General features: G+C 37.2%; 14 protein-coding genes. 5 read left to right on the top strand and 9 right to left on the bottom strand.

The features are described 5' to 3' along the window. Nucleotides 1–661 precede the first annotated feature (661 nt). Nucleotides 662–1,573, top strand: a complete 912-nt coding sequence (locus PN471_RS19255; RefSeq protein ID WP_271778214.1) for a restriction endonuclease — start codon at nt 662–664, stop codon at nt 1,571–1,573. A gap of 25 nt (nt 1,574–1,598) precedes the next feature. Beyond that, a complete protein-coding gene (locus PN471_RS19260; protein ID WP_271778215.1) occupies nt 1,599–2,771 on the top strand; it encodes a DNA cytosine methyltransferase in 1,173 nt (390 codons plus the stop codon). A 262-nt stretch (nt 2,772–3,033) separates the two neighbouring features. On the opposite strand, the gene PN471_RS19265 is transcribed toward PN471_RS19260, so the two are convergent. From PN471_RS19265 to PN471_RS19280, 4 genes are all read right to left on the bottom strand, one after another. After that, entirely contained in the window at nt 3,034–3,300 is a 267-nt protein-coding gene (locus PN471_RS19265; protein ID WP_271778216.1) for an NIL domain-containing protein, read from the bottom strand. 66 nt (nt 3,301–3,366) lie between these two features. Continuing rightward, complete coding sequence (gene cysW / locus PN471_RS19270) at nt 3,367–4,206, bottom strand: sulfate ABC transporter permease subunit CysW (RefSeq protein ID WP_271778217.1); 840 nt, start codon at nt 4,204–4,206, stop codon at nt 3,367–3,369. Continuing rightward, a complete protein-coding gene (gene cysT, locus PN471_RS19275; protein ID WP_271778218.1) occupies nt 4,193–5,062 on the bottom strand; it encodes a sulfate ABC transporter permease subunit CysT in 870 nt (289 codons plus the stop codon). The genes cysW and cysT overlap by 14 nt, the downstream gene beginning before the upstream one ends. Nucleotides 5,063–5,136: 74 nt before the next feature. Further along, nucleotides 5,137–6,252 carry a sulfate ABC transporter substrate-binding protein gene (locus PN471_RS19280; RefSeq protein ID WP_271778219.1) on the bottom strand — a complete coding sequence of 372 codons (1,116 nt, stop codon included), beginning with the start codon at nt 6,250–6,252 and terminating at the stop codon, nt 5,137–5,139. 494 nt (nt 6,253–6,746) lie between these two features. Here PN471_RS19280 and PN471_RS19285 point away from each other — a divergent pair, with 494 nt between their 5' ends. Beyond that, nucleotides 6,747–7,832 (top strand): sulfate ABC transporter substrate-binding protein, encoded by a 1,086-nt coding sequence (locus tag PN471_RS19285; RefSeq protein ID WP_271778220.1) that lies wholly within the window; start codon nt 6,747–6,749, stop codon nt 7,830–7,832. A gap of 139 nt (nt 7,833–7,971) precedes the next feature. Here PN471_RS19285 and PN471_RS19290 read toward each other — a convergent pair whose 3' ends face one another. After that, nucleotides 7,972–8,745 (bottom strand): class II glutamine amidotransferase, encoded by a 774-nt coding sequence (locus PN471_RS19290; RefSeq protein WP_271778248.1) that lies wholly within the window; start codon nt 8,743–8,745, stop codon nt 7,972–7,974. A 414-nt stretch (nt 8,746–9,159) separates the two neighbouring features. On the opposite strand from PN471_RS19290, the gene msrB reads away from it, so the two are divergent. Together msrB and PN471_RS19300 are read left to right on the top strand one after the other, a co-directional pair. Next, nucleotides 9,160–9,654, top strand: a complete 495-nt coding sequence (msrB, locus tag PN471_RS19295; protein WP_271778221.1) for a peptide-methionine (R)-S-oxide reductase MsrB — start codon at nt 9,160–9,162, stop codon at nt 9,652–9,654. Nucleotides 9,655–9,790: 136 nt separating this feature from the next. Next, nucleotides 9,791–10,129 (top strand): hypothetical protein, encoded by a 339-nt coding sequence (locus PN471_RS19300; protein WP_027402207.1) that lies wholly within the window; start codon nt 9,791–9,793, stop codon nt 10,127–10,129. A gap of 313 nt (nt 10,130–10,442) precedes the next feature. Here the strand turns inward: PN471_RS19300 and PN471_RS19305 are convergent, their stop codons facing one another. From PN471_RS19305 to PN471_RS19320, 4 genes are all read right to left on the bottom strand, one after another. Beyond that, nucleotides 10,443–11,204 carry a phycobilisome rod-core linker polypeptide gene (locus tag PN471_RS19305; RefSeq protein WP_271778222.1) on the bottom strand — a complete coding sequence of 254 codons (762 nt, stop codon included), beginning with the start codon at nt 11,202–11,204 and terminating at the stop codon, nt 10,443–10,445. 301 nt (nt 11,205–11,505) lie between these two features. Continuing rightward, a complete protein-coding gene (locus PN471_RS19310; RefSeq protein ID WP_271778223.1) occupies nt 11,506–12,234 on the bottom strand; it encodes a phycobilisome rod-core linker polypeptide in 729 nt (242 codons plus the stop codon). A 139-nt stretch (nt 12,235–12,373) separates the two neighbouring features. Next, nucleotides 12,374–13,117, bottom strand: a complete 744-nt coding sequence (locus PN471_RS19315; protein ID WP_271778224.1) for a phycobilisome rod-core linker polypeptide — start codon at nt 13,115–13,117, stop codon at nt 12,374–12,376. Nucleotides 13,118–13,182: 65 nt separating this feature from the next. Next, complete coding sequence (locus tag PN471_RS19320; protein ID WP_271778225.1) at nt 13,183–14,019, bottom strand: phycobilisome rod-core linker polypeptide; 837 nt, start codon at nt 14,017–14,019, stop codon at nt 13,183–13,185. Between the last annotated feature and the right edge of the window lie 16 nt (nt 14,020–14,035).

The following is a 14,035-nucleotide window of genomic DNA, read 5'->3' on the forward strand; positions in this document are numbered from 1 at the left end:
TCCTAACACCGAACTCAGGTGATGTTGAGATTGCAAGTAATAATCTAAATCACCTCGCAAAAACTGATTTATTTCAATGGGATATTCAATATTAATTTTAGATTCAGTAATATGTGCAACTTCTAAGAGAATTGGCGTAATTAAAACTTCTCTTTTTGCAGTTTCGCTTGTTAAACTAACTCTTTGAATTGCTTCTTCTAATCGTTTCTGGAGATCAAATAATCGAAGTATTTGATTATTATTTATTGGAAAATTAATTGTTCCTCTAGTTAAATTAACTCCTAGTTATTGTAAAATAGCCGCAGGTGCAAACCTTAACTCAAAATACTTAAGAAATGTGTATGTTTCATCAGGTTTGAGAATTGGGGGACGATGTGATTTATTCATAAAGTTATAAATTAAGTAGAGTAATGTAAATAATTAAAGGTTTGTAGTAAGGTCTTTAGACCTGAAAGTAGGGCTAAAGCCCTAACTACGAGCCAATTTCAGAATCTGTTAACTTACTTAACATAGTTCTATTTATTTTTGTCTACCTACTTATCTTGTCAGTTTTTTATCTTTTATATTTATTAAAATATATTTCTTTAGCGCAGTGATATAAAAATACTGCAAAAAACTACAAGAGTATGGTATAAAAAAGTAATACATTAATTTGTGAAAAATGACTATTCCTGATTTCCAAGCTATTATGCTGCCTTTATTGCAATATGCAAGTGATGGTAAGGAACATTCTTTAAGAGAGGCTATTACATATTTAGCTGATGTTTTTAATTTAAGTGATGACGAAAGAAAGGAATTATTATCTAGTGGACAACAAGCAGTATTTGATAATAGAGTAGGTTGGGCTAGAACACATTTAAAAAAAGCCGGTTTAGTAGAATCTCTTAAAAGAGGATTTTTTCAAATTACCACGCGGGGAAAGGATGTTTTAAATCAAAATATTGCAGCAATTAATGTCAAATTTCTAGGACAGTTTCCAGAGTATATTGAATTTAGAACTTCTAAAAAAGATAATGATAAATCAGAACCAGAAATTATAGAAATATCGGAAACTACACCCCAGGAATCCATAGAATTTGGATATCAGAAAATTAGAAAAGAATTAGAATTAGAGTTACTTAACCGTGTGAAAAGTTGTTCACCTGATTTTTTTGAAAGATTAGTGGTAGATTTACTCGTAAAAATGGGTTATGGTGGCTCAAGACGTGATGCGGGGAGAGCGATCGGTAAAAGTGGAGATGGGGGAATTGATGGTATAATTAAAGAAGATAAATTAGGCTTAGATATTGTTTATGTTCAAGCTAAAAGATGGGATAATACTGTTGTTGGTAGACCAGAAATTCAAAAGTTTGTCGGGGCTTTACATGGACAAAGAGCAAGAAAAGGTGTTTTTATCACTACTTCCAGATTTTCCCAAGAAGCGAGAGAATATGTATCTATTATAGATAGTAAAATTGTGTTAATAGATGGAGAAGAATTAGCTCAGTTGATGATTGATAATCATGTGGGTGTTTCCACAGTCTCTATTTACGAAATTAAAAAGATAGATTCCGATTATTTTACAGATGAGTAATTATTAAATAGTAGACAATTAATATATGAAAACAGAGAATTTAAAAGCGGTAGAATTATTTGCTGGTATCGGTGGTTTTCGCTTGGGTATGGCAAATGCTAATATTGAAACTATATGGGCTAATGATATCAATGAATTGAGTTGTCAAGTTTATGAAAGTAATTTTGGGAAAGATTCTTTAGTTTTAGGTGATATTAATAAAATCCCGATATCAGATATACCCAATCATCATATACTAACTGCTGGTTTCCCTTGTCAACCATTTAGCCCTGCTGGTAAAAAATTGGGTGTGAGAGATTGTGTGAGAGGGACTTTATTTGAGCGTATTGTAGAAATAATAGATAAAAAACAACCGAAATATTTTTTCTTAGAAAATGTCAAAAGACTTTTAACAATGGAAAATGGTTATCATTTTCGAGTGATTTTAAATGCACTTTCTGAATTAGATTATTTTATAGAGTGGAGAATCATTAGTCCTATTAGCTTTGGTATTCCTCAAAATAGAGACAGGATTTTTATTTTTGGGACTAAGTTAAATTCAGTTTATATAAATTCTCACCTTTTACAAAATACATCGGTTTTTTTAACTCAACCAGATTTAATTGATTTAGAAAATATAGAAATATTAATAGAAAAAGATATGATGCCTATAGTTGCAAATAAAGGCAAGAACTATAATTGGGGAATTGCTTATAAAAATAAAATGTTAACTTTGAATCTTCCTGCTTTACCGGATATCAAACCTAGAAAAAAATTAAAAAATATTCTCCAAGATGATTTAATGGTAGATGCTCAATTTGATTTTACATCTGATACTTTAGAACGCATTAAAAAAAGTAAAGCTGTAAATCGTTATTGTCAAGGTGTGGAGTTATTATATAATCAAGATGGGGGTGCAAGATTGGGGTATACAATATTTGGAATTAATGGAATTGCATCAACATTAACTGCTTCCACATCCAGACATTATGAACGTTATCAAATAGGTGATAAATATCGGCGTTTAACTAATGTTGAATATGCCAGATTGATGGGTTTTCCTGATGATTGGTGTCGGGTTGCTAGAATTTATGATCAATATGTGTTATTTGGTAATGCAATTGTTCCTAGTTGTGTAGAATGGGTATGTCAAAGAATTGGTAAAAGCAATATTGAATTTACTAAATCTTCTTGGCAACAGTTAAGTTTGGCTATTTAATTTCAAAATGGAATTACTAACACTAGAATCTTTAAAAACGGCAGCACGTAATTTTTGCTCAGAATTAAGTGTAACACAAATTCATAATCTGTATGGTTATTTGATTCTAAACATAGTTCGCCCTGTACTGAATTAGCTTACGGAAACGCTACGCAAACAGGGCTAATAAATCAATTCCGATTTAACGGAATATCAACTGCTAAATAAGAATGAAATAGCCTTGATTGGTTGGATCTATTGCTTAATCTGGCTGGCAATTTTCTTACCAATCACTAATGCTGTTTTCATCCCAGATTTGCAAGTTTAATTTCCGTAAATAGGTTAACCCATTTTGAATTTGTGTTTCTGTTCCTTGTATATCTAAGTCAAACCAACCATCACCTACAGCATTTTGTCCGAGAATTGCGGCTTTGATATTTACTGTTAAGCCAGATTCAGAAACTAGGCGAGAAATTACTGGTTCTTGATGATGATCTTGAGTGATTCTGATGCGAATTCGCTTGTTTATCAGGGTATTTTCACTGCTCATAACAACTCCTAAGATGTAATTTTCTATCTGTATAAAAATCACCCATTACCTATTACCCATTAGCCATTATTCAACTTCCTTAATCTGGGTTTTGCGTTCTAGAATTTCCTTGAGTATCAAGGTAATTACGGCTAGAAATGCTAACAATACAGCAGCAGAAAAAGCAGCTTCAGTTTCATATTGTTTGTAAGCATCTTCTACGAATAAGGGTAAACTCTGGGTTGTATTAGCAATGTTACCAGATACGACAGAGACTGCGCCAAATTCACCCATTGCTCTGGCATTTGTTAAGATTAAACCGTAGAGTAAACCCCAGCGAATACTCGGTAAAGTTACTCGCCAGAAAGTTTGCCAATCGTTTGCACCTAATGTTCTGGCGGCTTCTTCTTGATCTTTGCCAAATTCTTCTAAGATAGGAATTACTTCTCTGGCGACAAAAGGCATACTCACAAAGGCGGTAGCCATTACCATTCCTGGAAAAGCAAAGATGATTTGGATATTATGTGCTTGTAGCCAAGGACCAAACCAGCCTTGTCTGCCGTATAGTAGGACTATCATTAACCCGGCGACGACTGGGGAGATGGAAAAGGGTAAATCAATGATACTGAGAACTATAGCGCGTCCTGGGAATTTATGTCGAGCGATCGCCCAAGCCGCACATAATCCAAATACAGCATTCACAGGTATGGAAATCGCAGCTAGTAATAGAGTTAACCAAGCTGCATGGAGAAATTCCGGTTTTGCCAGGTTGGATAAAAATGGTCCAGATCCCTTTTTGAAAGCTTCAAAAAAAACATTAATAGCTGGAATATATTGAACCAGAAATAGGTAGGCGATCGCAATTCCAATTAAAATCGCCGGCACCCAACTTTGTTTTTTTTGTCTTTTAACTTTATCTATTGTCATATCTTCTCGCCCAAGCTTGTAAGAAATTAATTGTTAATAACAGCACCAAAGAAATGGCTAATAAAACCACACCAATTACAGTTGCACCGGAATAGTCATATTGTTCCAACCGTTGGAAAATTAACACAGGTGCAATCAAATCTTGAAACGGTGTATTGGAAGAAATAATTACTGTTGAACCATACTCTCCCACAGCACGGGAAAAACCCAAAGCCACACCAGTTAAAATTGTCGGAAATAAAGGTGGTAAAATCACTTTCCAAAAAGTTTGCCATTCAGAAGCACCCAAACTCCAAGCCGCTTCTTCAATTTCCGATTCCATTTCTTGCAGTACCGGTTGCACAGTTCTCACCACAAAAGGTAAAGATATAAATATCATTGCTACCCCAACTCCCAACCGAGTAAAGGATACCTTAATCCCCATTGGTGCTAACAATGAACCCAGCCAGCCATTATCACTATAAACTGTTGCCAGTGTTAAACCTGCTACTGATGTTGGCAAAGCAAACGGTAAATCTACAGTCGCATCAATAATCCGTTTGAAAGGAAAATCATAGCGCACCAATACCCAAGCAATCAAAGTTCCAAACACACCATTCAACAAAGCCGCCAATAAAGACGTAACAAAGGTAACGTTATAAGTCGCCAATGCTAAATCATTAGTCGCAATTTCCCAAAATTTAGCAGGGGGTTCTGTACTAGCCTTGAGAAACATCGCCACAATAGGAATAAATAACATGAAAGTTAGATATCCTAAAGTAATCCGCCAAGTCCAAGGAAGACGAATCAAATTATCTAGAAACACCTTCCAAATCGGAGGTTTAATATTAGTTTGTGCAGAAGAAGATACAGCCATAATTTAGTCAGTTGTCAGTTGTTAGTTGTCAGTTGTTAGTTATTCTCTAACAATCACCAATCACCCATTACCCATTACCGCCTATTTTTAGCTTGAATTTGGTCAAAAATTGCTCCATCATCAAAAAACTTTTTCTGAACAGCATCCCAACCACCTAATTCTTGAACCGTACCTAAAGTTTTGATTTGGGGATATTTTTCAGCAAATTCTTTACTCTTAGCTACTGTTTCATCAACAGGGCGAAATCCTACTTTTGCAAATTCCTGTTGTGCTTCTGGAGTGAATAAGTATTTAACAAAAGCTTCCGCCACCTCCCGATTACCATGTTTATCAACATTTTTATCCACAACAGCAATAGGATTATCAATGGAGATATTTACATCAGGAAGAACATAGTTTGTTTTTTCACCCTTATCTCTGGCTAAAACAATTTCGTTTTCATAGTTGATTAAAGCATCACCTTGACCTTGTTTAAAAAATGCGTCTGTAGCTTCACGAGCATCTTTAGTTAATACAGGGACATTCTTATAAACCTTAGTAACAAACTCTGTTACTTTAGCTTCATCTCCACCAGTTTTAATTACCGAATTCCAAAGTGCGAGAAAATTCCACCGCGCTACCCCAGAAGTTTTAGGATCTGCGGTAATTAGTTTAACATTATCTTTAGCTAAATCAGCCCAATTTTTAATACCTTTAGGGTTGCCTTCACGAGTTACTAAAGCGGCGACAGATTTAGTAACAATTCCATTATTAGGAAATTTTTTCTCCCACCCAGATTGAATTAATCCCGCCTTTTCAATTTTTCGCGTATCTAAAGCTAGTGCCAGATGAACAACATCTGCTTCTAAACCATCAACTACAGCACGAGTTTGTGAACCAGAACCGCCATAGCTTTGTTTAAAAACTACAGTTTGGTTATGTTCCTTTTGCCATTTTTCCACAAATTTGGGAATAATGGCAGCGTGAGCAGCTTTAGTAACAGCAAAAGAGACAAGAGTTAGTTCTGCATTCTGTTTTTTTTCTGTATCATTACTTGCACTTGGTGAAGAATTACTGGTGTTTGTCCCAGAACAAGCAGCAAGAGATAAACTCAATACCGTTCCTACTAGAACCAGTGATACAAAGCCTTTGAGAGAATTGGGGTTAAACCTCAGTTGTAATCTTTTCCGTAATTGTTGCCACAAATTCATTATTTTTTCCTCCTGTAAAACTACGGGCAATTAATTTTTCAGCTTGCAGTTATGTGTTAGTGCAAAAGTACATAATTGCCAATGCCGTTTAAAACAGCATATTGACGATAGGGAATATGGTGATTTTACCAGTTTTAGGACAAATTACAACGCCTCTAATAAAGAAGTATCAATTTTTAATTGTCTTTCTTGAGGTAACAAAATATAAATACTTAGAAAATAAGTTAATTAAAATACATAAATAATCAAGCTTGACGATAAAAATAGAATTTAATTTACTCAAAACCTTGTTATATAAGGCTTGTAAATAAAAACGCCAAAGAATTAACTGCAATATTAAATACATACAATACCCGATAGAAAAATAGTTGTTTTTAAGTGCAAAAACTATTGATTTTATTTATTACATCTGGTAAGCTCGTTTTCGATAGGTTAAATACTGTATCTTTACAGAGATACCGTAGATTGTATTGCAGCCAATTTGAGGACATCCCATGACAGATAATTCTTCCAACACTAAAAAATTCGTGACAACAATAAAGCCATTCTTGCCTACGCTGTTATTATCCACAAGCTTAAGCATAGGCGCTATTTTACCTGTATCTGCAGGTACAGGACAAAAACCGCAACTAATTAGTCAAAGTGGTAAAAAAGTTGAAATTACCTTAGTTACTTACGCAGTCACCAAGGCTGCTTACTCCAAAATCATTCCCGATTTTGTGGCAAAATGGAAAAGAGAAAAAGGTCAAGATGTAATAATTCGGGAAAGCTATGGTGGTTCAGGATCTCAAACCCGTGCTGTTATTGATGGTCTACCCGCAGATGTGGTAGCTTTGGCATTGGCTGGAGACATTAAAAAAATTGAACAAGCCGGTTTGATTAAACCAGGTTGGGAGAAGGAAGCTCCGAATAATTCAATTGTTACCCGTTCAGTAGTTGCGCTGGAAACTCGCGCTGGTAATCCCAAAAATATCAAAAATTGGAGTGATTTAACGAAACCTGACGTTAAGATTGTTACCGCAAACCCCAAGACATCTGGTGGAGCTAAATGGAATTTTCTAGCTTTGTGGGGTTCAGTAGTGAAGAATGGTGGAAATGATGCTCAGGCGTTGAAGTTTATCACTAATGTGTTTAAGAATGTGGTGGTATTACCCAAAGATGCACGAGAATCCAGTGATGCTTTTTACAAAAAAGGTCAGGGTGACGTATTACTAAACTATGAAAACGAAGTCATTTTAGCTGCACAACAAGGTAAAACAGATACTTCTTACATAGTTCCTCCAGTAAATATCTCTATAGATGCACCTGTAGCAGTTGTGGATAAAAATGTTGATAAGCGCGGAAATCGAGAGGTTTCTGAAGCTTTTGTCAAATTCTTGTTTACCCCAGAAGCACAGCGTGAATTTACTAAAGTTGGTTTTCGTCCAGTTGATCCAACTGTGTCCAAAGAAGTAAAAAATAAGTTCCCCTATATTGCTAGACTTTACACTGTGGCTGATATTGGCGGTTGGAGTGGTGTACAGAAGAAATTCTTTGCTGATGGTGCGATTTTTGACAAAATTCAAGGTGGAAGAAGATAAATATAGCAATTCTTGATTAAGTCTAATTATTCTGACAGCGGTTTCCGCTCGTATGAGGTACATCTTAGCCTCCTCATCCCTTGCGGGGAGGGGGTTGGGGGTGGGGTTCTTACGGCGGATGTCTGTTTTTTGTCAAAAATCATGCAAATTTTAGTGGTAATCCATCCTGAAATATGAGGAGTTCACCCGGTTGAATTTGTGTCCAAACTTCGTTATCGGTTAGGGGTGTGGTGACAATGACAGCAACGCGATCGCTTGGTGTGGTCAATTCGCTAAAATCTACAGTCATCTCTTCATCAATTAAATGCGCCGCCGCAAAGGGTGCTTGTCTAATAATGTAACAAAGTTTGGTTGAGCAATAGGTGAAAAAATGCTGACCATTTGATAATATATAGTTGAAAGATCCAAAAACCGCTATTTCTTTGGTAACTTCATGTAATGTCTGGTAAAGTTCCTTTAATGGTGGTTGTCCTTGGGGAAAATGCGATCGCAATGTGTTGAGAATTAAGCAAAATGCTTTTTCGCTGTCGGTAGCACCCACAGGTTGAAAAGTCCCATGATTTTCTGGGTTAAAATCTGGTAAATTACCATTATGAGCAAATACCCAATATCTACCCCAAAGTTCCCGACGGAAAGGATGACAGTTTTCTAAGGCCATTTTACCTTGAGTGGCTTTGCGAATATGGGCTATCACATGAGTAGAATGAATGGGATAACGACGGATAAAATCGGCAATGGGTGACGCGATAGAAGCTTCAGCGTCTAAAAAAATCCGACATCCTTTACCTTCAAAAAAGGCAATTCCCCAACCATCACTATGTTCATCTGTTTTTCCTCCTCTGGCAGAAAAACCTTCAAAGGAAAAGCAAATATCTGTGGGTACGTTGCAATTCATTCCTAATAGTTGGCACATTAGTTTTGTCGTTGTCAAGATCAACTCCAGAATAACTGATTAATTTTGATGTGATAGGTGCAATTTGTACATTTAATTAGCGGCGTTGCTGAATTGAGGTATGAAATTGAAAAATCAAAAAAATGAAACTCTTACTCTCTGCGCCTGGAGCGCCTCCGCGTGTTCGCGCAGCGTGCCGTAGGCATAATGAAATCATACTTTTACTCAGCAACACCATATATGAATATACCTCCTGCATAAACACCGACAATCCGATAGAGATACCGTACATTTAAATTTATTTTAGAATTATCACATATTCTTCTCAGAGGAGCAAGATGTGTTTCGGTGATTTTCATCAATTTCTCGCCAGAGAATTTATCAATCCTGTGGAGTTGTTTGGCTCAGGAAGAGAAAAATAGCAAATAATAGATTATGGACAAACGCAATTTTTTACAAATTAGTACCCTATTAATCGGTACAGCCTTTTTTTCCCATTATATCAATTGGAGTTCAGAATCTATGGCACTTTCTAATACAGAGTTTGCAGTGACAAAAACAGAGGAAGAGTGGAAGAGTATTCTCACACCAGAACAGTTTCGGGTGTTGCGGAAACATGGTACAGAACCCTCCCATAGCAGTCCTCTGGATAAGCAATATGAACCTGGTACTTATGTCTGCGCTGGGTGTGGACAGCCTTTGTTTACTTCCGATACGAAGTTTAATAGTGGTACTGGCTGGCCAAGCTTTTTTAAACCCATAGAGGGGGCGATCGCTACTACTACAGATAGAACATTTTTCATGACCCGAACTGAAGTCCATTGTAGTAATTGTGGTGGACATTTAGGCCATGTTTTTAATGATGGACCAAAACCAACTGGTCTCCGTTACTGCATGAACGGTGTATCTTTGCAATTTACACCTGCGTAGATCACTAATACGGTTCACTTTTTAAACTCTCTCAAGGGGTGCAAACCCCTTGTTTTATTCTGTCAAAAGCAGGAAATTGGAATATAGCAGCTAGAGTTTAGATAAAATTGTCGAAAACAAGGATAAGGATTAGATAATGCAAGTTCTCAAAAGATCCATCAAACCAGAAAGTTATATATCGTTTCTCCACATTTACCAAACTACTTGGGGAACTGCTGGTGATATTTGTTTAGTTCGGGAATCTGTAGCTGAATCTAGCGCATCAAAGTTTGTGGGTCGTAGAATTAAACTAGCTCTTCCTAAAGGGATGGAACGTGATTACTTAGTGAATATTCCCATCATTAAAATTGCAGGTCACGTAGGTGAAGGACATCCTAAAGATCCACAGTCTGAATGGGAAGCCTATGATGGTATAGATCCAGAAATAGCGATCGCCGTTTTGAAAATTTGGGGCTTTAAGTTAATTGAGTTATAAGAAATTTTACAAAACCATGAGCAACAGCACAAAAAATTAAGAGTGCGTCAAGAATCATCTTCCTAACGCACCCTATAAATTAAAAATTTTTGGGTAAACCTAGTACACAACAGCGGAAGTTAACTAACTCTTAAAAATAACTAAAAAGCTGGTAATATCCGCCTTTTTAATTTTTAATTATTAATTTTTAATTCCGCCTAGGGGTACTAGTACACTGCGGCGTAAGTGAACCAACTGTTCTAAATCGTTACAAAGCCTATACTGTCTTCGTTTTGACTTTTGACTTTTGACTTTTGACGAACGCCTAGCGGTACTAGCGTTTACCACGATAAGGAACAGCACTCAGGTAATCAATATCAAAAGAAGATAGCTTTTGAGCATAATTACCTTTACCAGATACAGAAGCCGCCATAGCTTTAAAGTTGCCAGGATCGCCAGCTTTCAAACGCTTGGCTTTAGCTTTAGCAGTATAGAAATTCTCCAAAGTAAAGCGCCAATCGGTTGTGACTGTACCGGCTGTTTCTTGGAAGTCCTCACCGTAACGAGGAGTTACCAAGTTAAAGGGACGATCTACAAACCGCTTGCGTTGGTAAGGTACAGTATTTTCACCAAAGTTTTGGGTATACTCTTCGCTATCTAATAAAGCATCAACGAAACCGCCAAAGCCTTTGTTACAAATTACAATTGACCAAGCAATTTCTTCCTTTTTATTGTAAGCACAACGACCTAACAACCGCTTGAGGGTGATATCTACCAAACGGTAGTTGTTGTTAACAGAAACAACCAAACGATAGAAAGCTTCAGATTTAGCTAAACCGCGAATAAAATCACGAACTGACAAAGAACCATTTTTTAACTGAGATTCTAAAGTCACTTGACGGTTAAACTTGAGAATTTCATGTTCACTGAAAACTTGGCGATAAGCAGCCCAAATGATATTTGTCATGTCAGTGTAAGAACTAACATCTTCAATGCGATAGATATAAGGTGTATCTTCATTTTGGTCAGCAACACCAAAGCTGGCCACTCGGTGATTTTGACTACTTGGATTGTATTGAAGTAATGGCAATGCCATATTATTTTTCTCCTTTTATTATCAAATTAAACAAAGATAATGAAACAGGGGATGTTTGAAAAGTTTATGGCGATTAGAAATCGCTACTACACAAACAAAGTCCACCTGCGTGGACTAATAAAAAATCAAGGTTCTTAACCCACGCAGGTGGGTTTCGCCTGTGTAGCCGCGACTTCTAGTCGCTAGGTCGGTAATAAATTAGACTTGTTCAAACAACCTCTCAGCGAACAGGGAATAGGTAATAGTTTTACCCTATTGCTTATTCCCTATTTCCTCTCGATCTTATTTTCCCCTCAAAAGGTTAGTAGATATCACTAATTCCTAACCAATTGAGAATCAACAAGAAAGTGATGCCTGCGGTTATTACCAGTAATACAGCAGACAAGGCCCCCAAATCAACATTTTGCCCAGAGCCTGGGTAGAAACCTCCGCGCCATTGACGAATATAAGACCATTTTTGGACAATACCTGCCCGGTCACGATAATCAGCACCATAGCGAGGAGTAAAGCTGATGGGGCGGTCTGTGGTCATTCGTTTACGTTGATAGGGTACTGTATACTCACCAAAGGCTTGTTCATACTCGCTACTATCAATCAGAACATCCACAAATTTTCCCCAACCTAAAGTAGCAATTTGAATTGACCAAGCAATTTTCTCTTGCTCATTGTAGGGAGAACGACCCAAGATTCTTTTCAGAACCATTTCTACCAACCGATAGTTGTTATTCGGTGTCACAACTAGCTGATAAAATCGCTCTGATTTCACCAAACCACGAATGAAGTCTTTAACCGTAATTGACCTATTTTTGAGTTGGGTTTCTAGGGTAATTTGACGGTTAAATTTGAGAATCTCCTGTTCGTTAAAGATTTGGCGATAAGCAGCCCAAATTAGTTGTTCAATTTCGCCGGAAGAATTAGCATTTTCAATGCGATAGATATAAGGATTGTCTTCGCTAATATCTGCCGTACCGAAGCTATTTACTCTTTGGTTTTGAGTTGTAGGTTTGTATTCAAGTAAAGGAATTGCCATTTTAAAGAACCTGCCTTTTGGTAAAGTTGGCATCTTAAAATGTCGTAATACTTAGCCAAATAACTAAAATTAAAATCCTTAAAAAATGCAAACTTTGTTACTTTGATCATTGAAATTTCCCAGCTAGTTAAAAAACTATTTAGCGCACGGGAAAACTAGCACTAGGACTAATAGAAACAGGAATACCTGTTGATTTTGTTTCCTTGGTAGTGTTAGGAATTTGGATATTGGCAGTGCTAACTGGTGTGGGAGTCACTGTTTTAATCTTAATGGAATTTGCCATATCCAAAAAGTTTTTAATATCGCCCCATTTGTAACGAGCATCTTCGATTTGGTCGCGCCAGTAGTCGCTGTATCGTGGTGTTACTAAATTAAAGGGTCTATCCTTATAACGTCGTCTTTGGTAAGGAACGATATTTTCCCCAAAGTTGCTTTGATATTCTTCAGAATCTAGTAAAGCATCCACGAAACCGCCCCAACCTTTGGTAGCAATCACAATTGACCAAGTGATTTCTTCCTCTTTGTTATAAGGTGCGCGACCTAATAACCGTTTTAGTCCAATTTCTACTAATCTGTAGTTGGAGTTACTCTGAATTACTAAACTTTGGAAAGCTTCAGATTTTGCTAAACCCCGAATAAAATCACGGACGGTAATAGCTTTGTTTTTTACTTGGGATTCTAAATTAACTGGGCGGTAAAATTTGAGAATGACGTGTTCACTGAAAAGTTGCCGATAAGCAGCCCAGATTAATTCTTCTACTTCTCCACCAAAGCCATAGTCTTCGATGCGGTAAATTTTGGGTGTATCTTCGTTGGGAACTTCATAACCAGAAACACGCTGGTTTTGAGAACTGGGTTTGTATTCTAGTAAAGGTATTGCCATGTTTGTTAGTTGTTAGGGAACAGGGAACAGGGAACAGAGAAAAGATGTTTCCCAATAACCAATGACTAATTTTTAGCGATCGCAGGAATGTAACGATAAGGTAAGGAAACTGCTACAGGTTTAACTGTGGGTTGTTCTTGATGATCTCTGCTTGTATCAGGAATATCGCCGCTACTAACGTAAGATTGGGCTGTGGCCAAACTGCGTTGGTAGTTAACTTCGTTGGTAATAATAGACCCAGCAATGATGAAGAAGTTGGCAGGAATTGCCCGACGGATATCTGCTGTGGTCAGTTGTCCTGATGTGCGGATACTGTAGTAGGAACGACCAGCTAAACCACGCAGGTTTTGAGTATCGCGCCAGTCAGTACCATAACGAGGGTTAGCTAGGTTAAAGGGGCGTGAGCCAAAACGACGACGTTGGTAAGGGACTACATCATCACCAAAGTTGTCTAAATACTCTTCTGATTCTAATAGAGCATCTATGAAACCATGTAACCCTTTGGTAGCAATCACGATTGACCAAGCAATTTCTTCGTCTTTGTTGTAAGCAGCCCGACCTAAGAAACGTTTTAAGGTGATGTCAACTAGGCGGTAGTTAGAATTTGTATCTGCTACTTGGGTACGGTAAACCTCTGATTTACCTAAACCTCGGATAAAATCACGGAGGGTAATCGCCCGATTTCGCAGTTGTGATTCTAAAGCGGTTTGCTTATAGCTGGCTAAAATCAAATGTTCGCTGAAAATTTGGCGATATGCAGCCCAGATGATGCTATCAATATCTTGGTCTGATGTAGCTCGATCTAAGCGATAAATAGTTGGGGTGTCCTCGTTAGGAACTTCATAACCTTCTACTCGTTGGTTTTGCGACTTGGGCGCGTATTCTAGTAGTGGTATTGACATCTTTACTTTTACCTTG

This window comes from Aphanizomenon sp. CS-733/32, from assembly GCF_028330045.1.
GTDB classification, from domain to species: Bacteria; Cyanobacteriota; Cyanobacteriia; order Cyanobacteriales; family Nostocaceae; genus Dolichospermum; species Dolichospermum gracile.

What these genes read in the sequence shown, in the direction of transcription:
- PN471_RS19255 (WP_271778214.1), top strand. Translation starts at nt 662, where the DNA reads ATGACTATTCCTGATTTCCAAGCTATTATGCTGCCTTTATTGCAATAT.
- PN471_RS19260 (WP_271778215.1), top strand. Translation starts at nt 1,599, where the DNA reads ATGAAAACAGAGAATTTAAAAGCGGTAGAATTATTTGCTGGTATCGGT.
- PN471_RS19265 (WP_271778216.1), bottom strand. Translation starts at nt 3,300, where the DNA reads ATGAGCAGTGAAAATACCCTGATAAACAAGCGAATTCGCATCAGAATC.
- cysW (WP_271778217.1), bottom strand. Translation starts at nt 4,206, where the DNA reads ATGACAATAGATAAAGTTAAAAGACAAAAAAAACAAAGTTGGGTGCCG.
- cysT (WP_271778218.1), bottom strand. Translation starts at nt 5,062, where the DNA reads ATGGCTGTATCTTCTTCTGCACAAACTAATATTAAACCTCCGATTTGG.
- PN471_RS19280 (WP_271778219.1), bottom strand. Translation starts at nt 6,252, where the DNA reads ATGAATTTGTGGCAACAATTACGGAAAAGATTACAACTGAGGTTTAAC.
- PN471_RS19285 (WP_271778220.1), top strand. Translation starts at nt 6,747, where the DNA reads ATGACAGATAATTCTTCCAACACTAAAAAATTCGTGACAACAATAAAG.
- PN471_RS19290 (WP_271778248.1), bottom strand. Translation starts at nt 8,745, where the DNA reads ATGTGCCAACTATTAGGAATGAATTGCAACGTACCCACAGATATTTGC.
- msrB (WP_271778221.1), top strand. Translation starts at nt 9,160, where the DNA reads ATGGACAAACGCAATTTTTTACAAATTAGTACCCTATTAATCGGTACA.
- PN471_RS19300 (WP_027402207.1), top strand. Translation starts at nt 9,791, where the DNA reads ATGCAAGTTCTCAAAAGATCCATCAAACCAGAAAGTTATATATCGTTT.
- PN471_RS19305 (WP_271778222.1), bottom strand. Translation starts at nt 11,204, where the DNA reads ATGGCATTGCCATTACTTCAATACAATCCAAGTAGTCAAAATCACCGA.
- PN471_RS19310 (WP_271778223.1), bottom strand. Translation starts at nt 12,234, where the DNA reads ATGGCAATTCCTTTACTTGAATACAAACCTACAACTCAAAACCAAAGA.
- PN471_RS19315 (WP_271778224.1), bottom strand. Translation starts at nt 13,117, where the DNA reads ATGGCAATACCTTTACTAGAATACAAACCCAGTTCTCAAAACCAGCGT.
- PN471_RS19320 (WP_271778225.1), bottom strand. Translation starts at nt 14,019, where the DNA reads ATGTCAATACCACTACTAGAATACGCGCCCAAGTCGCAAAACCAACGA.